A 23,132-nucleotide genomic window follows, 5' to 3' on the forward strand; every position below is an offset into this window, starting at 1 on the left:
CTTGGCTTCGCCTCGCCCTGAAGGCCCCACCTTCAGGGTCTCTGACAGTTTTGTTAGACGCTCTTGGGGGCGATGCGCCATTCCCTGAAGTTTGCCGGACGCCAAAGAAAGTCAGACTATACCGCAGGGCTTGCTACAAGTTGATTTGCAACAAGCACGGGCCTCAAGAGCCCGTTTGTGTTGCATCAGGCGCCAGAGAGCGCCTTCTTGACCAGCGTCGACACGACCGTCATGTCGGCACGGCCAGCCAGTTTCGGCTTGACGATGCCCATGACCTTGCCCATGTCCTGCGGACCGGCCGCGCCCGATGCTGCGACGGCGGCAGCGACTTCCGCGGCGATTTCTTCTTCCGACAGGCCGGCGGGCATGTAGGTCACCAGCACTTCGAGCTCGGCCTTTTCGATGTCGGCCAGGTCCTGGCGATTGCCCGCTTCGAACTGGGTGATCGAGTCCTTGCGCTGCTTGATCATCTTTTCGACGATGGCGACGGTTTGCTGGTCGTTGACTTCGATCTGCTCGTCGACTTCCTTGCGCTTGATTTCAGCGAGGATCAGGCGGATGGTGGCCAGCTTGCCGGCTTCCTTGGCGCGCATCGCCGCCTTCATGTCGTTGGTGATTTGTTCTTTCAGGCTCATGGCATCCTCGAAATGGATCGTGCAAACAGGGGTACAAACAACAAAACCCGCCGGGGTAGCAACCAGGGCGGGTTCCAGAGACTACAGCAGTGGCCAGGACAGGTCCGGGACAAGGCGCCTCAAACAGGGGGCGTCACCGGATCGTGGCCGGCTGAACAGTCTTAGTACAGTTTCTTCGGCAGTTGCTGGCTGCGGATGCGCTTGTAGTGACGCTTCACGGCAGCTGCCAGCTTGCGCTTGCGCTCTGCGGTTGGCTTTTCGTAGAACTCGCGAGCGCGCAGTTCGGTCAGCAGACCGGTTTTTTCGATGGTGCGCTTGAAGCGACGCATTGCGACTTCGAACGGCTCGTTTTCTTTAAGGCGGATAGTGGTCATGTAAAAATGAAACCGTTGGATTTGGGAAGAACGAAATTCTAGCAGCTTTTGGCAAGCAGTGGAAGAGTTTACCGAAATGTGCCGGAATTGCTACATGGGTATTGGAGGGGTTTTTATTGCCGAGTGGCACGATGGCGACCGCATGTGCCGCGGCGTGGGCTCGGGGCGCCCACCCTACGAAAACCGCTGCGGACTTTGGCCTGAAAAATGGTTACACGCTCTGCCCCGCCACGAAGCCGGAGGCCCAGGCCCACTGGAAGTTGTAGCCGCCCAGCCAGCCGGTGACGTCCACCGTCTCGCCGATGAAGTACAGGCCCGGAACATCCTTGGCCATCATGGTCTGTTGCGACAGCGCGCGCGTGTCGACGCCGCCGAGCGTCACTTCGGCCTTGCGGTAGCCTTCGGAGCCGGTCGGGACGATGGCCCAGCGGTTGATGGCGTCGCCCAGCTTGCGCAGCTTGGCGTCGGGCATGTCGGCCAGGCGCGCGTCCGGCGCGAAGCCGTTGGCCAGCAGCAGGCCGTCGACCAGGCGCGCCGGCAGCCAGCCGGCCAGCACGTTGCCGAGCTGCTTCTTGATCGTCGTCTTGCCGGCGATGAGTTCTTCTGCGACATCCATTTCCGGCAGCAAATTCAGCACGATCGGCGTGCCCGGCTGCCAGTAGCTGGAAATCTGCAGGATGGCCGGGCCCGACAGGCCGCGGTGGGTGAACAGCAGGTCTTCGCGGAAATGACCTTTCTTCGCGTTCTTGCCCTTGCCGGAACCCGTGCTCACTTCCACTTCGAGCGCGATGCCGGCCAGCGGCACGAAGGGCGCCCAGCTGGGGCCGTCGAAGGTGAGCGGCACCAGGCCCGGACGCGGCTCGACCAGTGGCAGGCCGAACTGGGTTGCGATGCGATAGCCGAGGTCGGTAGCGCCAATCTTCGGGATCGACAGGCCGCCGGTGGCGATGACGACACTGCTCGCCTCGATCTCGCCGTGGTCGGTGGCGACAACGAAGCCTTCCTCCACTTTTGATACCGACTCGACCTTGCAAGGCATGCGCCAGTTGACGCCGCCCTTCTCGCATTCGCTTTTCAGCATGGCGATGATCTGCTCGCTCGACTCGTCGCAGAAGAGTTGTCCGCGGTGCTTCTCATGATGGGCGATACGGTATTTTTTCACCAGCGCGAGAAAGTCCTGGGCCGTATAGCGCGACAGCGCGCTCTTGCAGAAGTGCGGATTCTCGGACAGGAAGTGCTGCGGCGCTGCATTGATGTTTGTGAAATTGCAGCGGCCGCCGCCGGAAATACGGATCTTCTCGGCCAGTTTTTCGGCGTGGTCGATCAGCATCACGCGTTTGCCGCGCTGGGCTGCCACCGCCGCGCACATCATCCCGGCGGCACCTGCGCCGATTACCGCTACATCGTATTGCTTTGCCATGCTCATCCCGCCCTGCGTTGCGCCAAACCTGCCATTGTAAACGCTGGGGGTGCGGCTGGGCTAGCGGGTTGGAAATTGAGGGGCGCAGCACAACGGCGTCAGGTACACGAACGGGCGGGCGCTAGCTGTCGTCGGCGCGGCGCACGTCGAGATCGCGTCCATTCAACACGGTGCCATCGCGTTCGATCTTGATGACATGCATGCCGGTATCGACCATGTTCAGGCGCTTGAGCTGGGCCGGGTCGATGCGCAGGAAATACTCGCCGGGCAGGATGCCGGTCATGACGTAATAGCCATCGGCGGCGCTGGTCATGCTGGCCACCACCTTGCGCGACCCGTCCACCAGTTCCAGCTTCAGGTCGCCGATCGGACGGCGCGCGCCGTTCGCGAACAAATAGGTGGTACCGTCGACCTCGCCCGTCACGGCCACGGCGAATTCCACCTGGCTGACCTTGCCCGGCCGCGGCACGATGCGCACGCCTTTGATTTGCGATTGCCACTGCGGGTCTTCCAGGGTATCCGGGTCGATGCCGATATCGGTGTGCTGGTTGGCCGGCAGCCGCCCCAGGTAGGCCAGGCCGGCGGCGTCGGTGCGCACGCCATAGTTGGCGCCGTTGACGGTAAAGCCGGCGCCCTTGATGGCTTCGTCCGTTCCGTCCATCGTGCCGTTCAAGTTCTTGTCGAGGAAGACGCGGACCGAGGCGGCGCCCGTGTTCGCCATCGGCTGGGCCTCGGTCATCAGGCGCCCCGCGCGTGGCTCCAGCCCCATCGCCATGAAGAACTGCAGTCCCAGGCCATAGTCGTGGCGATTGGTCACAAAACCGTTCACCCCGAGGCCATAGCTGCCCAGGCTTTTATTCAGTGCAGCGTTCACGCGCACTTCGCGCTCCTGGAACATGCGCGCCAGGCCCAGGTTCAGCAGGTAGCCGTCTGCCATATAGTAATCGGCCGACACGGCGGCGCTGCCGAGGCGGGCCTCCGGCGCCAGCGTGTACTGCAGCTGGCCGGCCAGGCCGATGCCGGCCACCCTGCGGCTGAGCTGCAACAGGCCGTCGGCGCGGCGGGTACCGGCGAGCGATTGCCAGCGCAGCGCGTTGGTGAGCGCGGTGCCCTCGCGGAAGGCCGACAGCCGCCCCTGCACTTCGCGGTTCTCGACGCCGGAGGCGAGCACGTCGCGCCGCAGTTGCAGCGACAGCGGAAAGAAATTGGCCGCGCCCACCGTCAGCACGCCTTCGGCGCGCAGCTCGTCGCGGGTGCGGACCGGGTCGCTGCTCGGCAGGAAGAATTCGCTAGTGAAATCATCCAGCCGGGCGCGGCTGGCTGAGAGCGCGACGTTGCCGACCCGTGTCTTCAGCCCCAGCTGGGCCAGCTTGCCGCCGTCCTTGGCCTTTACCGCGTCGGCGGTCGCGATGATGCTTTTGTAGTAGCCGCGCAAGCCGGCGTTGGCATAGCTGCGCGTAGTACCGGACAGCGGCAGGCGCTGCCAGCCGCCGACCGCGTTCAGGTGCGCGTTCACGCCCCACTCGAACTGGGCCAGCGCGCGCTCGCGTCCCTGCAGGTCACGGTGGGCACCGACGTCGTAATAGAGTGCGCCGCGCGGCAGCGCCGACTGCTCCAGCAGGAAGGATTGGCGCTCGACCCGGGTCTGGCCCAGCGGCCCATGGAACACCAGCCGGAATTCATTCGGCCCATAGGCCAGCGGCTGGTCCTCGAAGCTGTACTTGCCGGTCGGCCCGGATTGCTGGAAACCGACCAGCGCTTCGTTGTAATAGAGCTCGACGTCCCAGCCGGGCGGCAATGCGCCCTGCAGGGTGTGGCGGTCGAAACTGGTCGGCTGGTCGAGCGGGCGGTTGCTGAGCATGGCACCGTTGCCGGTCGGGCTGCTGATCGAAATGTTCGCCACGCTGGGCAGGGGCACGCTGCCGAACAGCACGCTGCGCGCCCCCCCAGGGCCCCAGCAGGCCGCCGTCGGGGTCGTTGCGCCCCAGCGTCAGGCGCAGCCCGGACGAGGGATCGTGGCGGTTGTGGCTGGCGTACAGCGCCGCCTCCATCCCGAGCAGGTCAGTGGTGAGATAAGCGGTATAGCTTGCCTCGTTCTGGCGCCGGCCATCCCGCCTGTCGGTTGCCACGCCGAACGTCTGGTCCACGAAAGGCATATCGGCCAGGCGGTAGGGCGTGGCCAGGCGCGGGTAGCCGGGGTCGATATAGCCGCCGGGAGTGCCCGGCAGGCTGCCGCGCTCGCGCCGGGCCAGGCGCGCCTGCAAGGGCAGCTGTTCGCGCGGGCGTACCTTCAAGGCCAGGTTCGACATGTCGAGATCGAAGTCGACCGGCAGCCAGCGCGCCAGCAACTGGCTGGCCACGTAGATCTCGTCGGGCTGGAGCTTGATGTGGGCGCGGTCGAGGGTTTCGTGGCGGCCGGCAATGTTGAGCGCGCCATTCGGCACGTCGAGGCTGAAATTGCGCTCTTCAGTAAGGATATAACCGCTGGCACGTCCTTCCCCGGGCGTGACGCGGATGGCCAGGGTCAACAGGCGCGCCATTTCGCCCAGCGGCAGGTAGATGTTGCGGCCGAGCTCGTAAGCGGTGACGGCATCGGACAGCACCTGGTTGCCGAGACGTACTTCGAGCAGGACCAGATTGGCTTCGCTTTGCTGGGCCGGCGCGGCCGCGGCCAGCTGGACGAACGCCGGCGCCACCGGCAGCAGCACCAGCACCGCACGCATCACACCTGTTCGGCATGTCCCCATGGAACGCGAATACAGTTGACTTGCCAAAATATTGCCGGAAGAAACAGGTGCCGGATAGCTGGTGGATTTGTCAGGCACGCCGGCCAAGCTTCAGGCGTGCCTTGGAGCCGCGTCAAGGCAGGTTCAGGCTGGCCTCGGCCAGCAGCTTGCCGCCGGCCTCGGGCCGGTCGCGGTAACTCACCTGCAGGGTGCCACCGGCCAGCGCCAGGCCGGCCGGCACCTGCAGCGGCAGGCTGGCCTTGCGCACCCGGTTCGGCGTGTAGACGGCGATGCCGCCGACCTGGGCCAGGTTCACCGGTGTACCGTTCTTCGGCATGAAGCTGACGTGGATGTCGCCGTACACCGAGCTGTTGCCCTCGCGCTCGAACTGCAGCGCGAGTACGAATTGGCGCGCGTCTTCCTTGCGCAGGGCCAGGCCGGTCAGCTTGACGTCGACGCCGGTGTTGCCGTGACGAACGATCACGGGGACCGAGGCGCCCACCAGCGCGTTCATCACGACGCCGATCTGGGTGCCGCCGGCAGCCTGGTTCTCGATACTGGTATTGCCCTCGGCCTCGGGCAGCTTGTCGAATTGCAGGTGCGAGCGGTATTCGCCTTCGGCCAGGTCCGCGGGTTTGCGCAGCATCACGCGCACGGTCTGGGCGGTACCCGGCTGCAGGGTGACCTGGCGCGGCGAATAGCGCAGCATCGGGTCAGCGAAGCGCTCGCCCTCGATGGGCGCGTCGGCCGCCTCGAACTGGCCCGCTTCGGTCATGCGCCGGTTCACGAGCGAGATGCGGTAGCTGGCCGCCTTGCTGCCGTTGTTGATCAGTTCGATCTGGGCTGCGCGTGCATTCTTGTCGAACACGATGCGGGTCGGATGCAGCATCAGTTCGGCGCGGACCGGCAGCAGGACCGCCAGCAGCAGGCAGCCCAGCAAGGCGCGCAGCGGTGCGGCGGGAGCGAACGAAAGCGAAAACATCATGGGGTCCTTTCACTGCGCCGCATGGCGATGGCACAGGATTACTGGTAATTGACGATCAGCGAAAAACTGCCGGAATAATTGCCGGGCGCCTGGTTCGGCGCCACGGTCAGGGTAGCACCGACGCCCATCGTGAGGCCGCTGCTGGGGATGGTCTGGATCGACGCCGGCGAACTGACGAAGCTGCCCACCGCCATGCTGTTGGCGCCGCTGGCAAGGCGGGTGCTGCCGTTCGCCGGCAGGGTAATGACGACGGATTTGTTGCCGCTGCCATTGCTGAACTTACTTACGGCAAACGACGCCTGGCCGGCGCTCGGGAGTTCAGCAGAACGACGCCACCGGTGCGCGAGCGCAGGCCGCCTGGGCCAAGTGTCACGCTGCCGCCGCTGCTGGCGGCGAAGCGGCCAAAGTCCAGGCCGCGGGTATTCGAGAGGTTGACCTGCTGGGCGAACGCCCCGCCGCCGGCTGCGACCAGCAGCACGGGGGCGAGGCAGGTGGAGGCAATGATGCGGGCGCGGGGCATGGTCATCGATGAGAACCCCGGGCCCTGGCCGTCAGTTGTACTCGACGGTTGCCGTGACGCTGCCGGTATAGGTGCCGGCCGGCTGGTTGGCGGCAACGGTCAGCACGCCGCCCACGAAGATCGACTGGGCGCCACCGGCCAACGTGCCGGACGACACCGTGCCGGAAGTGATGGCGCTGGCGGTGAGGTCGCTCACCGGGGCATACGCCATCGTGTCCGTACCCGAACTCAGCTGGGTGCCGCTGACCGAGATCGAATAGGTATTGCCGGACTGGCCGGTCACGTTGAACTGGGCAGCGGTGGTGGCGCCGGTCATGCCGGTCACGCCGCCCGAAACGCCACGGGTGCCGTTCGGGCTGAGCGTGACCGAACCGGCGGTGGTGCCGACAGCGAAGCTGCCGAAGGACATCTCGGCAGTCTTGGCAATGGCGATGGGGGCGACGACGACGCCGGTCGAGGTGGCAACGGCGCTGACCGCGATGGCGCTGCCGGTGGCGGCGACAGCCAGCGCCAGGACGGCGAGGCGGATACCGTGGGAGGTAATGCGTGAGTGCTTGGTCATTCTAGTCATCCTTCACATTTTGGGGGGACCGGCTCGTGGCGGGCCGGACTTGGCATAACGAGACCGAACGCGATGATGTGGATTTGCAGCCTCACCGAATTGCCTTACGGTATCGTTTTGCCATTTTGCAAGAAGCCCCTCGCCTCTTTCTTGCCACAGATCATCATCTGCACAGTCAAGCTGCTTCGATGCGAAAACGAGACAGTGAGGGAAGTTGACCGCGGGAACGCACCTCCACTCTTGAGAAATCGCAAGTGGATGAAGTCCGAACGGAAAGAATCGCTGTCGCGCCGCGCGTGGCGGGGACAGTTCGTTGTAGAAAAGCAGCAGTGAAGGAGCGTGGAGGAAGCGGCGGGCGCGCGGCGGCGCCGCTTTTTCAGGCAGTCGAGGTGCGCAGCGCGCGAGCAGCCCTGGGCGCAGGCCGCTACCGGGCCGTGATCGATGGCGGCACCGGCACGTCTCCACGCAGGGCCTGCGCGATCCAGGCCGCGGTGGTGGCGGCGTCGCGCCCGTCCGGCACCTCGGCCAGGTTGTCGACCGGCGCGTCGCGCTCGACGAGCAGGGTACGGGTGCCGCCGTGGAACCAGTCGATCTGCTGGGCGCGGTGCGGGTGGGCGACGGTTTCGCCTTCGGTGCCGCGCATCAGGAAGGCCTCGCCGCGCGCCGCCGGGGCGCTGCTGGTGAAGTATTCGCCCGGGGTCTGCAGGTATTCCGGATGGGTGTAGGACACCAGTCGTAGCGCCGGCCCCTCGAAGGGCTGCAGGATCTTCACCGGGGTGTGCGTGGAATTGCGCACGCCGAGGATGCGGCGCAGCGACAGCATGTGCGCCAGCAGCGGCGCCAGCGTTTCGATGGCCATGAAGGCCGGCCGTGCGCGCGCGAACGCGTCCTGGAGGTCGGCACTGGTGCGCGCTTCGGCCAGGCCCATCTCGGCCAGGATTTCCGCGGTGGTGACGCGGTCCAGGGTCATTGCGCACGCCATGCACCAGGACCGGGACGCCTTCGCGCGCCAGCAGCAGCGCCAGCAGCGGCGTCAGGTTGGCGAGCTTGCGCGCGCCGTTGTAGCTGGGGATAAGGACCGGTGCGAAGGCGCCGGGCGGACTGGGGAGCGGCGCGAACGAGCGCTCGGCGGCGTCCATGAAGCCGGCCAGTTCCTCCACGGACTCGCCCTTGATGCGCATGGCGAGCAGGATGGCGCCGAGTTCGAGGTCGGACACGCGGCCCTCGAGCATGGCGCCGTACAGGCTGGCCGCGTCCTCGCGCGACATGCTGCGCGCGCCCTTCTGGCCGCGGCCGATCTCCTTGATGAAACGGGCGGCCGGGAAGTGGTCGGTATCGGTGTGGTCGGTATGCATGGGCGCCAGCTTACACCCTCGGGCGGGATGCGGTGTTTTTGCACAGGGGGCTGCATGGATGCATTTTTGGCGCTACACTCGTCGATCCGAGCCGCCTACCGCACCGCACCATGCTGATCACCCCAGATATCGAAAATACCAACGTCACCTCCTTCGGCCGCATGCCGACGCCGAGCGAGCTGCACGCGCGCCTGCCCCTCTCCGAGCGCGCCTTCACCACCGTCATGGAGGGCCGCGACGCGCTGCGCGATATCCTCGACCGCAAGGACAAGCGCCTGTTCGTCGTCGTCGGTCCCTGCTCGATCCACGATCCGGAAGCGGGCCTGGACTACGCGCGCCGCCTCAAGGCACTGCAGGAAGAAGTGTCCGAGACGATGCTGCTGGTGATGCGCGTGTATTTCGAGAAGCCGCGCACGACCACCGGCTGGAAGGGCTACATCAACGACCCGTTCATGGACGACTCGTTCCAGGTCGACGTCGGCATGGAGCGCGCACGCCAGTTCCTGATCGATGTCTGCGAACTCGGCCTGCCGACCGCCACCGAAGCGCTCGACCCGATCTCGCCGCAATACCTGGGCGACCTGATCGCCTGGACCGCGATTGGCGCGCGTACGACCGAATCGCAGACCCACCGCGAGATGTCCTCGGGCCTGTCGACGCCCGTCGGCTTCAAGAACGGCACCGACGGCGACGTCAGCATCGCCATCAACGCGGTCCTGTCTTCGGCCAATCCGCACGCGTTTTTGGGTATTAACGACAAGGGCACGGTGTCGATCGTGCGCACGCGCGGCAACGCCTATGGCCACGTGGTGCTGCGCGGCGGCGGCGACCGCCCGAACTACGACTCGGTCTCGGTGACGATCGCCGAGCAGGCCCTGGTCAAGGCGAAACTGCCGGCCAACCTGGTGGTGGACTGCTCGCATGCGAACAGCTACAAGAAGCCGGAGCTGCAGCCTCTGGTCATGTCGGATGTGATCCAGCAGATCAGGCATGGCAACAAGTCGCTGGTGGGCGTGATGATCGAATCGAACATCGTGGCCGGCAACCAGCCGATTCCGAGCGACCTGACGCAGCTGAAGTACGGCTGCTCGGTGACGGACGGCTGCATCGGCTGGGACGATACGGTGGCGATGCTGCGCGGCGCACACAAGGAGCTGCTGCAGCGTCCATAAGGTGTTGTAGCCGTAGGGTGGGCTCTCGAGCCCACGCGGTTGTACCGTTGCGTTCCACCGATGTGTCTTCTGCCCTGATGACCAGGCGAACGTAGGGTGGAGTCCTGACTCCACGCGGTTGTACGGTCGCGCTCCACCACGATGACGCCTGGCCGCGGTATGCGGAGGGATCGGTCTTGACGGCCATGTCGACACGGATTAGGCGATGATCCCGCGTGGGCGGAGCCCACCCTACGGTTCCGGTCGAACCACGGTCTCGGCCTCGCGCTCCGGCGCCACCCGTCCACCTGCTTTACAATGCTGTATTCCGCTTCCCCCTTCCGGCTTTCCCCATGATTGTTCTCGGCGTCGAATCCTCCTGCGATGAAACCGGCCTGGCTCTGTACGATACCGAGCGCGGGCTGCTGTCCCATGCCCTGCATTCGCAGGTCGCCATGCACGAGGAGTATGGCGGCGTGGTGCCGGAACTGGCTTCGCGCGACCATATCCGGCGCGCCCTGCCCCTGCTCCAGCAGACCCTCGACAAGGCCGGCATCGCCAAGGCCGACATCGACGCCGTCGCCTATACCCAGGGTCCGGGCCTGGCCGGTGCGCTGCTGGTCGGCTCCTCGGTCGCCTGCAGCCTGGCGCTGGCGCTGGATAAACCCGTGCTCGGCGTGCACCACCTGGAAGGCCACCTGCTCTCGCCGCTGCTGGCGTCCGAACGTCCGGACTTTCCCTTCATCGCCCTCCTGGTCTCGGGCGGCCACACCCAGCTGATGCGCGTCGATGGCGTCGGCCGCTACACGCTGCTGGGCGAGACACTGGACGACGCCGCCGGCGAAGCCTTCGACAAATCGGCCAAGCTGCTCGGCCTGGGCTATCCGGGCGGGCCGGCAATTTCGCGCCTGGCCGAATTCGGCGACCCCAGCGCCTACACCCTGCCGCGTCCGATGCTGCACACGAAGGACTTCAACTTCAGCTTCTCGGGCCTCAAAACGGCCGTGCTCACCGTGGTGAAGAACCATGAGGAAAAGGTGGTGGCGAACATCTGCGAACAGGACAAGGCGAACATCGCACGCGGCTTCGTCGACGCCATCGTCGAGGTCTTGACCGCCAAGTGCGTCAACGCGCTGCGCCACACGGGCCTGAAGCGCCTGGTGATCGCCGGCGGCGTCGGCGCCAACGCCCAGCTGCGCGCTTCCTTGAATGCGGCAGCGGCCAAGCGCAAGTTCCGCGTGTTCTATCCGGAACTCGAGTTCTGCACCGATAACGGCGCCATGATCGCCTTCGCAGGCGCCCTGCGCCTGGAGAAAAATCCTGCCCTGGCAACGCGCGATTATGCCTTCAATGTGCGGCCGCGCTGGCCGCTGGACGAGCTCGAAGCAGCCTGAAACACGGCCGGAACAGGCTCCTGATTTTGTGAACTTGCAACGCTGACATCGATCCTACCGTGTGACCGCCGGCTGCCAAAGATGGCAATATCGGGCGGTTCAGTTTTCGGAGGTCCTACATGCGCGTTGTAAGCTGGAACATTCATTGGGGCTGTGGGAAGGACGGGCGCATCCGCATCCACGCAATCATCGATGTCCTACGCAAGCTCAATCCGGACGTCATCTGCCTGCAGGAAGTGGCAGCGAATCACCCGGAACTCGAAGGCAGTGCCACCGCCAACCAGTTCAAGCAACTGGCCGGCGCCTTTGGCGGCTTCCACGCGATCGAGCACGCCCCCAGCGAAATCTACCGCAACAATGTTCCCCGCCTGTTCGGCAACCTGATCCTCTCGAAATACCGCATCACGCAAGTCCAGCGCCACATGCTGCCCTGGCCGGCCGACCCGGGCCGACCCGGCATGCCGCGCGGCGCCCTCGACGTCGTGCTCGACGCACCGGGCGCCAAGCTGCGCCTGGTCACCACCCACCTGGAGTACTACTCGCCGCTGCAGCGCATGGCGCAGGTGCAGCGCCTGCGCGAATTGCACGCCGAAGCGAGCGCACGCGCACGCAGCTTCACCGTCCATCCCGAGTTGGACGCCCCCTACCAGCTCGGCGAACGGCCTGCCGCGGCCATCTATTGCGGCGACTTCAACATGGCGCCGGGCGATGCCGATTACCAGGCGCTGGTGGCGCCACTTCCGGACGGCGCGCCGGCACTGGTGGATGCCTGGACCGCCCGCCATCCCGACCACGCGCGCGCGCCAACCGCCGGGCTGCACGGCTACCCGTGGCCCGAAAAGCCTGACTGCTACGATTATTTTTTCGTGACGGAAGACCTGGCACGGCGCGTGGCCTCGGTCGAGGTGCAGCTGGAGACGGCGGCATCGGATCACCAGCCGGTCATCATGGAGCTCATTCCGGGAAGCAGCGCGGCGTAGGGTAGGCGGCTCGACCCTGACTGGTGCGCCACGTCGTCTTGTGCGCCGCCTACGCGTTCAACCCATGTCCGCCACCACGCCGCCCTGCAAGAAGCCTGACGTAAAGTCGCAACATGGATGAGGCACAGGCAGGCGCCCGGTATTTCGCACGATGTTTGAACGCGTAGGCGGCGCCCCCGCCCTCACCGATCACGCGTTCCTAGCCTAGCCGCCTACCCTACGCCAATCACACCAGCGGCGTTTCGCCTTGCGCCGCAATCTCGCGCAGCGCACGTTCGAACACCTCCGGCGGCTGCCCGCCCGAAATCAGGTGGCGCTGGTTGATGATCACCGCCGGGACCGAGCGGATGCCGGCGCGCTGGAAGAACAATTCCGTCTCGCGCACTTCGTCGGCGTATTCGCCGCTGTCGAGGATGCGTTGCGCTTCGGTGGTGTCCAGGCCCACCTGGCCGGCCACGCGCACCAGCAGCTCGCGCGAGCTCGGGTCTTCGCAGTGGGTGAAATAGGCTTCGAACAGGGCCAGTTTCAGCGCATGCTGGCGGCCCTGCCCTTCGGCCCAATGCAGCAGGCGGTGGGCGTCGAAGGTGTTGTAGATGCGGCCGCGGCGCGCCATGTCGAAGGAAAAACCAACCGCTTCGCCGCGCTGGCGAATCTGTTCGCGCGAGGCGATCTGCTGCTCGAGCGTGGCACCGTATTTTTCGCCGATGTGTTCGACGATGTCCTGGCCTTCGGGGCCCATGTCCGGGTTCAGCTCGAAGGGCTGGAAATGCAGCTCGGCGCTGACCTCGGGCGCCACGCGCTCGAGCGCCTGCTCCAGCGACTTGAGGCCGATCGCGCACCATGGGCACGACACGTCCGACACGAAATCAATCCTCAGTTGCTTGCTCACGGGGGCACCACCTTCTCTCATCAATGCCGGCGCACGGCGCGCTGGTTTTACGGGATATGGGGATGCTTGCGCAAGAATCAACAGCGAGGCGTAGGGTGGACGGCTGCACTGCTTACGAAGCGTCGAGGCGACTGGTGCGCCGTCCACGCGTTCAACCGTCCCATGAAACCTCGCGACAGATCAGCCGATGGCTGAACGCGTGGACGGGGGACCCGCCCACCCTACGTTCACGCCAACGTCATTTCTTCTTCGCCCCGCCCGCCTTGCTGCCGATCCGCGACTCCTTGCCGGCGATCAGGTTGCCGATATTCGTGCTGTGCCGATACAGCAGCAGCGAGCTCATGGCGACGACGGCGAACAGGATCTCGTCCACGCCGAACAGCAGGCCGTAGTAGAACGGCGCAAAGATGGCAGCGATCAGGGCGGCCAGCGAGGAATAGCGGAAGGCGTAGGCGACCACCAGCCAGGTCACCAGGGTCGCCAGGCCCAGCCAGACGTTCAGGCCGAGCAGCACGCCGAGGGCCGTCGCCACGCCCTTGCCGCCGACGAAGCGGAAGAACACGGGCCACAGGTGACCGAGGAAGACGGCGATCGACACCAGGGCAATACCGCCGTCGTCAAGGCCGAAACGGGGGCCGAATGTCACCGCCAGCCAGACCGCCAGCCAGCCCTTGGCGCCGTCGCCGATCAGGGTGGCAATCGCCGCCTTCTTGCTGCCGCTGCGCAGCACATTGGTGGCGCCCGGGTTTTTCGAGCCGTAGGTGCGCGGGTCGGACAGGCCGAACAGGCGGCTCATCACGACGGCAAAGGAAATCGAGCCGATCAGGTAGGCGGCAACGACGGCGATCAGTGTGTTCATGGTGTCTCTCGTTATGTGTAGCTGGGTCCCGTTTGGCGGGCTCGTGAATATACACTAGCCTGTTGCCCTACGGCTAGTCAGTCAGCCAGCGCACATTGCACGGCTTTGGCACCCAGAACGTCCGTCAACACGGCGGGCGCGATGCCGACCAGGTAGCCGCGGCGGCCGCCATTGATATAGATTTTTTCGAGCGCGAGGATGCTCGCCTCGACGTAGACCGGCATCGCCTTGCGCGTGCCGAAAGGAGAGGTACCTCCGACCAGGTAGCCCGAATGGCGCTGCGCCACCTCCGGCTTGCAGGGCTTTACCTTCTTGCAGGGAATCTGGCGCGCCAGCTCCTTGGTCGACACCTTGCAGTCGCCGTGCATCAGCACGATCAGGGGCCGCGCCGCCTCGTCCTGCATGACCAGGGTCTTGACCACGTCGTGTTCGGCCACGCCCAGCGCGCGCGACGACACCGCCGTGCCGCCATGTTCTTCATAGTCATAAGGGTGCTCCGAGAAACCCACCCCATGCTTGCGCAGGAACCCGGTAGCGGGTGTCTCTGACACGTGCTCTTTCTTGGCCATGCGTGATACGCTAAACACTGGAATAAAGGGTTTCTATTATGCAGCAAGAAATACGCTTTGCCACCTTTAACGTGTGTAACCTGGCGCCGCCGGGCGTGAAGCTGTACGACAACCTGCTACCGACGACGCCCGCCGAATACGAGGCCAAGCTGAACTGGACGGCGCACCAGCTCGACCTGCTCGATGCCGACGTGATCGGCTTCCAGGAGATCTTTTCGCAAGCGACCCTGAAGGAAGTCCTGGCACGCACCAGGCGTTACCGCGAAGCATTCCACATCGGCTTCGATCCCGATCCGGCGGCCATGCGCCTGACGCCCAGCGTGGCGCTGGTGTCGCGCCTGCCGCTGGCCGCCCCGGCGATGCAGATGTTCGAATTCCCGCGTGGCATCGAGCTTCCCGTGGGCAGCCGCGACGCCGCCCGTTTCACCCGCGCCGCCGCTGCATGCCGTGATCGAACTCACGCCCGACGTGCGCGTCGACGTCGTCGTCGTGCACCTGAAGTCGCGCCGCCCCGACTACCGCACCGGCGACACCGGCGAAGACCCGGTTCTGTACGCGCTCGCCTGCCTGCGCTCGCTGATCCGGCGCGGCACCGAGGCGGCCGCGCTGCGCGTGCTGCTGACCGAAATGGGCCGCGCCAACCGCCGCCCGCGCGTGGTGCTGGGCGACTTCAACGACGTCGCCGACTCCGTCACCACCAGCATCGTGCTGGGGGCCGGTACCCCGCTGGCCGACCGCCTGTACGACGCCACCGGCGTGCAGCGCCGGCTCGACCATGCGCGCAACCCGGGCTTTTCCAGCGTGCACGAAGGCCATTACTCGACCATCGACCACATCCTCGTTTCCGAGGAATTCAATGCCGCCCTGCCCAGCGCCATCGGCGAGGTGCTGGAAGTGCTCTACCTGAACGACCACCTCGACCTGGCCTTGCCGGAAGCCTCCGACCACGGCCAGGTGCTGGCGCGCATCCGCCTGTTCGACGAGGCACGCGGCCAGATGGACGCCGGCTTGTAGCCCGTTTTTGGCGCCGCGCCGGCGCGCCTTCAACCCTTGAGGCGCGGCGCCTTCGCGCGCCCGCCACCCTCGCGCACACGTCCTGATGAGCTGGCGCGGGCGGGCTGCGCGCCCGCGCTCCGTCCGCCTTTTCTGCACTTCAGCGTCCCGATTCCACTCTTTGTCGCATTCCGATGGCGGCAAGCCTTGTCAATTCATATAGTCCCACCATGCGCACGGAGCTCCGCCTTGCTGGCAAGGTGGAGCACGCGCGCCCTCTCTTCCATCCTGCTCAAACAATACGAACAAGGGCTGCCATGAAAATCGAAACCTTGCCGCTGGCTGCGGGTTCCTCCGCAAGCACCCCTCTTTCCACACGGCGCCGCTGGCGCAAGCCGGCCATTGCCCTGGTCGTGGTGGCCCTTGCCGGCGGCGGCTGGTTTGCGTTTGCCGGCGGCAAGCCGGCGCCCGCTGCTGTCAAGAAGGACGACAAGCCGACCGTTTTCGAACTGGCGCAGAACGACGTGGTGACGGTGGAAGCGCGCGAACTGGCGCAGCGCCTGCCACTGTCGGGTTCGCTCGCACCGCTGGCCCAGGCCACCGTCAAGTCGAAGGTGTCGGGCGTGGTGCTGGAAACAGGCGTGCGCGAAGGCATGAGCGTGACGGCGGGCCAGGTCATCGCGCGCCTGATTGATGCCGATGCGCGCGCCAGGGTCGCCCAGCAGCAGGCCATGCTCAAGGAAGCGAACGCGCGGCTGGCATTGGCAACGAAGAACGAAGCCAACAGCCGCGCCCTGCTCGACCAGAAATACATTTCGCAAAACTCCTTCGACACGACCCGCAACAGCGTCGAGCTGGCCCAGGCCGCGGTGGACGCCGCGCGTGCCCAGCTCGACCTGGCACGCATCGCGCTGAACGACACCGCGATCCGCGCGCCGCTGTCCGGCGTGGTCAGCAAGCGTTTCGTGCAAGCCGGCGAAAAACTGTCCCCGGACAGCCCGGTCATGAGCATCGTCGACCTCGAGCACCTGACGCTCGACGCCCGGTGCCGGCCTCCGACATCCCGCGCGTGCAGGTCGGCCAGGAAGTGCGCTTCCGCGTCGACGGCTTCGACAAGCGCGACTTCACCGGCAAGGTGGCGCGCATCAATCCTGCCACCGAGGCCGGCTCGCGCTCGATGCTGGTGTATATCAGCGTGGCCAATCCCGGCAACCTGCTGCGCGCCGGCATGTTCGCCAAGGGCGAGATCACCACCGAGAAAACCGCCACGCGGCCGATCGTGCCGCTGGCCGCGCTGCGCAAGGATGGCGAGCGTGACGTGGTCTACCGCGTCGATGGCGGCAAGGTGGCGGTGCAACCGGTCCAGCTGGGCATGCGCAACGAGGACGATGGCCTGGCCGAGGTGACCGCCGGCCTGGACGCAGGCGCCGTGCTGCTGGCGGTGCCGCTCGATGGCATCAAGCCGGGCAGTGCCGTGAAGCTGCCGGGAGCGTCAACCGGTGCCCCGGCGCCGGTGGAAGCGAATCGCGCCCCTTCTTCCCTTGCGAAGAAGGACTGAGCCATGTGGATCACCAAAGTCAGCATCCGCCACCCCGTCTTCGCCACCATGGTCATGGTCGGCCTGATGGTGCTCGGCCTGTTCTCGTACCGCACGCTGGGCGTGGAGAGCATGCCGAACGTCGATATCCCCCATGCCTGGGTCGAGACCCGCTATCCCGGCGCCTCACCCGAGCAGGTCGAGAACGACGTCACCCGGCCGATCGAGGAAGTCATCAACACGGTCAGCGGCATCAAGAACATCCGCAGCAACTCCTGGGAAGGCCGCAGCGGCGTGTCGGTCGAATTCCACATCGCCACCAACATGGACAAGGCGATGCAGGACCTGCGCGACAAGGTGGCGCGCGTGCGTCCGACCTTCCCGAAGGAGGTCAAGGAACCCTTCCTGATCCGCGCCGACGGCGAGAACCAGCAGCCGGTGGTGCGCCTGTCGGTCACCTCGAACGGGCGTGATTTGCGCGCGTTGTCGACGCTGGCCGAGCAGGTGATCGTGAAACGCCTGCAGAGCGTGGCCGGCGTGGGCGAAGTGCGTACCGGGGGCATGGCCACGCGCCAGGTGCTGGTGAACGTCAAACCGGAGCAGCTGCGCAGCCAGAACATCGGCATCGACGAGGTACTGCGCGCGATCCAGGCCACGAATGCCAATCTGCCGGCCGGCAACCTGCAGTACGGCGCCGCCGAGCGCCTCGTGCGGGTGGAAGGCATGATGCGCGAGGCGCGCGAATTCAACAACATCATCGTGGCACGCCGCGCCAGCGGCCCGGTCTACCTGTCGCAGGTGGCCGACGTGGTCGACGGCGAACGCGAAGAGACCTCGATCTCGCGCGTGAACGGCGTGCGCGCCGTCTCGCTCGACATCACCAAGGTGCAGGACGCCAATACCGTGCAGGTCGGCACCGGCATCATCAAGATGGTCGAGGAGCTGCGCAAGACCATGCCGGCCGACGTGAAATTCCGCGTGATGGACGACCAGTCGACCACGGTCCAGCAGCAGCTCGACAACGTCAAGCGCACCATCATCGAAGGCGCACTGCTAACGATGGTGATCGTCTTCCTGTTCCTGCACTCCTGGCGCAGCACGGTGATTACCGGCCTGACGCTGCCGATCTCGGTGCTCGCTTCCTTCATCGCGATGCGCTACTTCGGCTTCACGCTGAATTTCCTGACCCTGATGGCCCTTTCCTTGTGCATTGGCCTCCTGATCGATGACGCCATCGTCGTGCGCGAGAACATCGTGCGCCACCTGGGCATGGGCAAGAGCCACCTGCGCGCCGCCGAGGAAGGCACGAGCGAGATCGGCCTGGCCGTGATGGCCACGACCTTCGCGATCGTCGCCGTGTTCGTGCCGATCGCCTTCATGGATGGCCTCATCGGCCGCTTCTTCCTGCAGTTCGGCGTGACCGTGGCCGTGGCGGTGCTGGTGTCGCTGTTCGTGAGCTTCACGCTCGACCCGATGCTGTCCTCGGTGTGGCCGGATCCGGTAAAGGACCGCTTCAAGTACGCCCCCTGGCTGGGACGCATCATGGCGAAGATCGAGGTCGGTATCGAGCACGTGCACGGCTGGTATGGCCAGGTGCTGGCGCTGGCCCTGCGCTGGCGCAAGACCACCCTGGCGCTGGCCTTCGGCATCTTCGCCGGCAGCCTGATGCTGGTGCCGATGATCGGCGGCGAGTTCGCCCCGAAAACCGACAACGGCTTCATCGAGATGCAGTTCAAGACCCCGGTCGGATCGAGCCTGGCCTACACCGACGGCAAGGTGAAGCAGGTGGAGGACGTGCTGCGCAGCTATCCGGAAATCGAGGCGATCAGCAGCAACATCGGCCAGGACGAAGGCCACAACAATGCCCATGTCATCCTGAAACTCACCGATGTGAAAAAGACGCACCGCCGTTCGCAGGAAGAGATGGAATCGGTGATTCGCGCACGCTTGTCCTCGATTGCGGGCATCACGATGTCGGTCGGTAACAAGCCGATCTTCATCGCGATTCTCGGCCGCGACGAGGCCAAGCTCGATGCGGTCGCTCACAAGCTGATGGACAAGATGCGGGCGATCAAGGGCGTGGCCGACCTTGAATACAGCCAGGAAGGCGCGAATCCGGCGACCGTCATCAAGATCAACAATGAACTGGCAAGCGATCTCGGTTTGTCGGTGCAGCAGATCGGCGCGGCGCTGCGTCCTTTCGTCGGCGGCGACCAGATCAGCCACTGGCTGGCACCGGACGGCCAGAACTATGAAGTCAACGTGCAGTTGCCGAGGAGTGGCCGCCAGAAGGTGGCGGATTTGGCCGACCTGTCGCTGGCCTCGAACAAGGTCGACGCCGCCGGCAACCCGATCATGGTGCCGCTGCGCCAGGTGGTCGAGTTCGTGCCTTCGTTCAGCCCGCAGGTGCTCAAGCGCCAGGCCCTGGAGCGCCGCGTGGCGATCTACGCCGGTGTGGAAGGCCGCCCGTCGGGCGACGTCAACAGCGACATCGACAAGGCGATGAAATCGATCGAACTGCCCGAAGGCGTGCGCTTCGACGTCGGCGGCGACGCCCAGCAGATGGCGGAAACGATGGCCAACTTCGGCTCGGCCATCGTCATTGCCATCATCTTCATCTACCTGGTGCTGGCCTCCCAGTTCGGCTCCTTCCTGCAGCCGATCGCCATCATGATGTCGCTGCCGATGTCGCTCATCGGCGTGCTGATTGCGCTCCTGGCGACGGGCACCACGCTGAACGTGTTCTCGGTGATCGGCGTGGTGATGCTGATGGGCCTGGTGACGAAGAACGCGATCCTGCTGGTGGACTTCGCCAACCACGGCCAGCGCGAGGGCAAAGCCCAGTTCGCGGCCATCCTGGAAGCGGGGCAAGTACGCCTGCGGCCGATCCTGATGACGACGCTGGCGATGATCTTCGGCATGCTGCCGATGGCGATCGGCGCCGGCGACGGCGGCGAAACCCAGGCACCGATGGGCCGCGCGGTGATCGGCGGCGTGATCACGTCAACCCTCTTGACGCTGGTAGTGGTGCCGGTGGCCTACAGCTACCTCGACAGCTTCGGCAAGCGCGCACGGCGCTGGTTTGCCAAGGGGCATGAGGAGGTGGGAAGCGACATCGCGCCGATCATGGCGAAAGAGTCGGCTTGACGTAGGGTGGGCGCCCCGTGCCCACGCCGAACGCGCCGCAGTGTTGGCTTCCTTCGAAGCGAACACTGCGGCGCGTTATCGTCATTCAGAACGTAGGGTGGGCACTGTCGCCGCAGTGCATGCTTGAGCTGAACGCGTAGGCGGCGCGGAGGCCGCAGGACCGCACCGCGCCCGGTGTAGCCGCCTACCCTACGGCGTTTGCGTCTCCTGCGCATCCGCACTCACCTCGGCCTCGTCCTCGTCCCCTCCCTCTTCACCCTGCTCTACGCCAGCCCCCTGCGGATTGTTTTTTGCTTCCGCCTTGCGCCTGGCTTTTTCTTCCGCCTTGCGTTTCTTTTCCAGTTCCCGTTGCCGCTTCTCGTACGAAAAGTTGGTTTTGGCCATGATTACCTCTTGTGACTTGAAAGGAGTAGTGCGCGACTATTATGCGCCAGTTAAGCTTGCGGCATTTGAATTAACCCCGTGGATGGTGGCGCGCATGCAGGTGCTTCAGGCGCTCGCGCGCAACATGGGTGTAGATCTGTGTGGTCGAAATGTCCGAATGGCCCAGCAGTAATTGCACCACGCGCAGGTCGGCGCCATGGTTCAGCAGGTGGGTGGCGAATGCATGGCGCAGCGTGTGCGGCGACAGCGGCGCCTTGATGCCCGCCTTCAATGCATGCTTCTTGATCAGGATCCAGAACATCTGGCGCGTCATCGGCCCGCCCCTGCCGGTCACGAACAGGGCGTCGTCGACCTGGCCGTTCAGGATGATGCCGCGCGCATCCTTCAGGTAGCGCTCGATCCAGGTGCGCGCCTCTTCGCCGAAGGGTACCAGGCGCGTCTTCGCCCCCTTGCCGGTAATGCGCAGCACGCCATCGTTCAGGCTGAGTTCGACCACTTTCAAGGCCACCAGTTCCGATACGCGCAAGCCGCTCGCGTACATCAGTTCGAGCATGGTGCGCTCGCGCAGGCCGAGCGGGGTCGACACGTCGGGCGCCGCCAGCAGCGCCTCGACCTGGGACTCGCTGAGCGTGTGCACGAAGCGGGTCGGCTGGCGCGCGCTGGCCATGTTCAGGCAGGGGTCTTCGGCCACCTGGCCGCGCCGCAGCGCCAGCTGGTAGAAGCGCTTTAGCACCGACAGCCGCCGGTTCGCCGTGCTCGGCTTGGTGTCAGGGTGGCGTTCGGCGAAATAGGCGGCCAGGTCCGGTGCGGCGGCCGCCAGCAGGCCGCGTCCGGGACGCTTGCTTTCCAGCCAGCCGGCGAACAGGCGCAGGTCGCGGCGGTAGGCGTCGAGCGAGTTCTTCGCCAGGCCCTGCTCGAGCCATAGCGTGTCGCAGAACTCGTCGATCAATCCCAGATCGACTGCTGCTGCCATGGGGATGCGGTGGCGCCTTCGTGACGCAGCAGCCAGCGCTTGACCGACAGGTGAAAACCGTTCTCGTCGTCGTTGCTGGCAAAGCCGCCCAGTCCCGCGGCCGCCGTCACGCGGTGGCAGGGGATGACGAGCGGGAACCAGTTGGCGCCGCAGGCCTGGCCGACCGCGCGTGGGGCCGAGCCAATTTCCTTGGCGATGTTGCCGTAGGTGCGAACGGTACCGCGCGGGATCGCGCTGATCGCGTCCCACACGCGTTTCTGGAAGGCGCTGCCGGCCTCGAACAGCGGCAGCTCGAAACGGAAGTCCGGGTCGCGCAGGTAGGCTTCGACCTGGCGCGCGGCCGCTTCCGCCGTCGCGTTCTCGGCTGACTTTTCCTCGAAGCGCGGCTGCAGGTAGACCAGCTCGCGCAGCCGCTCGCCTTCGGTGCGGACGCCGATCGCGCCGAACGGGGCCGCCACGATGGCGGAAAACAGCTCGCTGCCTTGTTGTGTGCTCATCCCCGCAGTTTACTCCTCGCGCGCGGCCTCCACCACCACTTTTTCGCCTGAGCAATTACTCTTCCGTGGCGGCTGTGTCGCGCAAAAACGTCTATGCTGTGGGCGAGTACGCCTGAAAACGGTATCGGGACAAGGCGCATGCGTGCGCACGCTTGCACAGGGTCTGCAAGCGCAGCGCCGCATGCCGCCGCCGCGATCGGTCAGGCGCTCCATACCGGAGCCGACCCTATGCCGCGTGTCACCCGCATTCTGGCTTTCCTGTTCCTGCTGGGCTGCCTGGCCCAGGCCGGCGCGCAGCCGCGCACGGCGCTGCGGGTCGGCATCCATTCGAACGCCCCCAAGGTATTCATGGGCGAAGATGGCCAGGCTTCCGGCATCCTGGTCGACCTGCTGCGCGACCTCGCCAGCGCCGAACACTGGACGCTCGAGTTCGTGCCCTGCGAATGGACGGCCTGCCTCGACGCCCTCGCTGCGGGGCGCATCGACCTGTTGCCCGACGTCGCCTGGTCCGAAGAGCGGGCGCAGCGCTTCGCCTTCCACCGCGTGCCGGCGCTGCACAGCTGGTCGCAGGTGTATGCGCGCCGGGGCAGCGGCATCCGTTCCCTGCCCGACCTGAAGGGGCGCCGCATCGCCGTGCTGGCCGGCTCGGTCCAGGCCCACAACCTGCCCGCGCTGCTGGCCAGCTACGGCGCCGGCGCGGTCCTGCTGCCCGCCGCCTCGCTGGAAGGCGCGTTCGACATGGTCGAAGCGGGCGATGCCGACGCGGTCGCCGCCAACCACTTCTTCGGCGAGATCGAGGCCAAGGCGCACCGCTTCGAGGCCACGCCGGTCGTGTTCCAGCCGGCGCGGCTGTTCTATGCCGCTACCCCGGGACGCCATGCGGCCGTACTCGAGGCCATCGACCGCCACCTCGAGACCTGGACCCAGGACCCGCATTCCGCCTACTTCGCCACCCTGCGGCGCTGGCAGGCCGCCGGCGAACCGGGCGCCATGCCGCCGCTCTTGTGGTGGGTGCTGGCGGCCACGGTGGGCCTGCTGTTGTCGGCCCTGGCCGTGGCCAGCTGGCTGCGCACCGAGGTTGCCGTGCGCACGCGCGAACTGCGCGAGAACGAGCAGAAGCTCACCACCATCCTCGACAGCGTCGATAGCCTCATCTACATCAAGGACCGGGATTCGCGTTAC

General features: G+C 65.7%; 18 protein-coding genes and 4 pseudogenes. 7 read left to right on the forward strand and 15 right to left on the reverse strand.

The genetic code is table 11. The features are described from left to right. Positions 1-185: 185 nt before the first annotated feature. The 9 genes and pseudogenes from G4G28_RS20910 to ybiB all read right to left on the reverse strand — a co-directional run bounded on the left by G4G28_RS20910 (position 186) and on the right by ybiB (position 8,577). Complete coding sequence (locus tag G4G28_RS20910; protein ID WP_182989772.1) at positions 186-635, reverse strand: GatB/YqeY domain-containing protein; 450 nt, start codon at positions 633-635, stop codon at positions 186-188. A gap of 161 nt (positions 636-796) precedes the next feature. Further along, positions 797-1,009, reverse strand: a complete 213-nt coding sequence (rpsU, locus tag G4G28_RS20915; RefSeq protein ID WP_005665410.1) for a 30S ribosomal protein S21 — start codon at positions 1,007-1,009, stop codon at positions 797-799. Positions 1,010-1,220: 211 nt separating this feature from the next. Further along, a complete protein-coding gene (locus G4G28_RS20920) occupies positions 1,221-2,429 on the reverse strand; it encodes an NAD(P)/FAD-dependent oxidoreductase (RefSeq protein ID WP_229507761.1) in 1,209 nt (402 codons plus the stop codon). A 121-nt stretch (positions 2,430-2,550) separates the two neighbouring features. Further along, positions 2,551-4,290, reverse strand: a complete 1,740-nt coding sequence (locus tag G4G28_RS20925; RefSeq protein ID WP_183107795.1) for a collagen binding domain-containing protein — start codon at positions 4,288-4,290, stop codon at positions 2,551-2,553. A gap of 998 nt (positions 4,291-5,288) precedes the next feature. Further along, entirely contained in the window at positions 5,289-6,137 is an 849-nt protein-coding gene (locus tag G4G28_RS20930) for a molecular chaperone (RefSeq protein ID WP_182989777.1), read from the reverse strand. Positions 6,138-6,178: 41 nt separating this feature from the next. Further along, positions 6,179-6,385 carry a DUF4402 domain-containing protein gene (locus tag G4G28_RS27655; RefSeq protein ID WP_267875288.1) on the reverse strand — a complete coding sequence of 69 codons (207 nt, stop codon included), beginning with the start codon at positions 6,383-6,385 and terminating at the stop codon, positions 6,179-6,181. Positions 6,386-6,423: 38 nt separating this feature from the next. Then, the gene (locus G4G28_RS27660) at positions 6,424-6,666 is read right to left on the reverse strand and encodes a DUF4402 domain-containing protein (protein WP_183107796.1); all 243 of its coding nucleotides are present in this window, start codon (positions 6,664-6,666) and stop codon (positions 6,424-6,426) included. Positions 6,667-6,691: 25 nt separating this feature from the next. Beyond that, positions 6,692-7,222, reverse strand: a complete 531-nt coding sequence (locus G4G28_RS20945) for a DUF4402 domain-containing protein (protein ID WP_183107797.1) — start codon at positions 7,220-7,222, stop codon at positions 6,692-6,694. 424 nt (positions 7,223-7,646) lie between these two features. Then, a pseudogene (gene ybiB, locus G4G28_RS20950) lies at positions 7,647-8,577 on the reverse strand (DNA-binding protein YbiB). 110 nt (positions 8,578-8,687) lie between these two features. Here ybiB and G4G28_RS20955 point away from each other — a divergent pair. The 3 genes from G4G28_RS20955 (at position 8,688) to G4G28_RS20965 (ending at position 12,102) form a co-directional block, all read left to right on the forward strand. Next, the gene (locus tag G4G28_RS20955) at positions 8,688-9,749 is read left to right on the forward strand and encodes a 3-deoxy-7-phosphoheptulonate synthase (protein WP_182989780.1); all 1,062 of its coding nucleotides are present in this window, start codon (positions 8,688-8,690) and stop codon (positions 9,747-9,749) included. A gap of 332 nt (positions 9,750-10,081) precedes the next feature. After that, positions 10,082-11,122, forward strand: a complete 1,041-nt coding sequence (gene tsaD, locus G4G28_RS20960) for a tRNA (adenosine(37)-N6)-threonylcarbamoyltransferase complex transferase subunit TsaD (protein WP_182989781.1) — start codon at positions 10,082-10,084, stop codon at positions 11,120-11,122. Between the two features lie 119 nt (positions 11,123-11,241). Then, a complete protein-coding gene (locus G4G28_RS20965) occupies positions 11,242-12,102 on the forward strand; it encodes an endonuclease/exonuclease/phosphatase family protein (RefSeq protein ID WP_182989782.1) in 861 nt (286 codons plus the stop codon). Positions 12,103-12,328: 226 nt separating this feature from the next. Here G4G28_RS20965 and G4G28_RS20970 read toward each other — a convergent pair whose 3' ends face one another. The 3 genes from G4G28_RS20970 to G4G28_RS20980 form a co-directional block, all read right to left on the reverse strand. Then, on the reverse strand, positions 12,329-13,012 hold the full coding sequence (locus G4G28_RS20970; RefSeq protein ID WP_182989783.1) for a DsbA family oxidoreductase: 684 nt from the start codon (positions 13,010-13,012) through the stop codon (positions 12,329-12,331). A gap of 217 nt (positions 13,013-13,229) precedes the next feature. Next, positions 13,230-13,850: a glycerol-3-phosphate 1-O-acyltransferase PlsY gene (gene plsY, locus G4G28_RS20975; protein ID WP_182989784.1), complete on the reverse strand. Its 621-nt coding sequence runs from the start codon at positions 13,848-13,850 to the stop codon at positions 13,230-13,232. A 77-nt stretch (positions 13,851-13,927) separates the two neighbouring features. Further along, a complete protein-coding gene (locus G4G28_RS20980; RefSeq protein WP_182989785.1) occupies positions 13,928-14,419 on the reverse strand; it encodes an aminoacyl-tRNA deacylase in 492 nt (163 codons plus the stop codon). Positions 14,420-14,457: 38 nt separating this feature from the next. Between G4G28_RS20980 and G4G28_RS20985 the strand changes: the two are divergent. The 3 genes and pseudogenes from G4G28_RS20985 (at position 14,458) to G4G28_RS20995 (ending at position 20,096) form a co-directional block, all read left to right on the forward strand. After that, positions 14,458-15,433: pseudogene (locus tag G4G28_RS20985) on the forward strand (endonuclease/exonuclease/phosphatase family protein). Positions 15,434-15,729: 296 nt separating this feature from the next. Beyond that, positions 15,730-16,970 (forward strand): annotated as a pseudogene (locus G4G28_RS20990) (efflux RND transporter periplasmic adaptor subunit). A 3-nt stretch (positions 16,971-16,973) separates the two neighbouring features. Next, positions 16,974-20,096, forward strand: coding sequence for an efflux RND transporter permease subunit (locus G4G28_RS20995; RefSeq protein ID WP_182989786.1), 3,123 nt, complete (start codon positions 16,974-16,976; stop codon positions 20,094-20,096). 189 nt (positions 20,097-20,285) lie between these two features. On the opposite strand, the gene G4G28_RS21000 is transcribed toward G4G28_RS20995, so the two are convergent. The 3 genes from G4G28_RS21000 to G4G28_RS21010 all read right to left on the reverse strand — a co-directional run bounded on the left by G4G28_RS21000 (position 20,286) and on the right by G4G28_RS21010 (position 21,950). Beyond that, positions 20,286-20,480 (reverse strand): hypothetical protein, encoded by a 195-nt coding sequence (locus G4G28_RS21000; RefSeq protein ID WP_182989787.1) that lies wholly within the window; start codon positions 20,478-20,480, stop codon positions 20,286-20,288. Positions 20,481-20,550: 70 nt separating this feature from the next. Further along, positions 20,551-21,453, reverse strand: a complete 903-nt coding sequence (xerD, locus tag G4G28_RS21005) for a site-specific tyrosine recombinase XerD (RefSeq protein WP_183107798.1) — start codon at positions 21,451-21,453, stop codon at positions 20,551-20,553. After that, positions 21,426-21,950, reverse strand: a complete 525-nt coding sequence (locus tag G4G28_RS21010) for a methylated-DNA--[protein]-cysteine S-methyltransferase (RefSeq protein WP_183107799.1) — start codon at positions 21,948-21,950, stop codon at positions 21,426-21,428. The genes xerD and G4G28_RS21010 overlap by 28 nt, the downstream gene beginning before the upstream one ends. Positions 21,951-22,298: 348 nt before the next feature. Here G4G28_RS21010 and G4G28_RS26950 point away from each other — a divergent pair. Then, positions 22,299-23,123: pseudogene (locus tag G4G28_RS26950) on the forward strand (substrate-binding periplasmic protein); the annotation flags it as partial. Positions 23,124-23,132: the final 9 nt, after the last annotated feature.

The sequence above is a fragment of the Massilia sp. Dwa41.01b genome, assembly GCF_014171775.1.
In the GTDB taxonomy this organism is placed as follows: Bacteria; Pseudomonadota; Gammaproteobacteria; order Burkholderiales; family Burkholderiaceae_D; genus Telluria.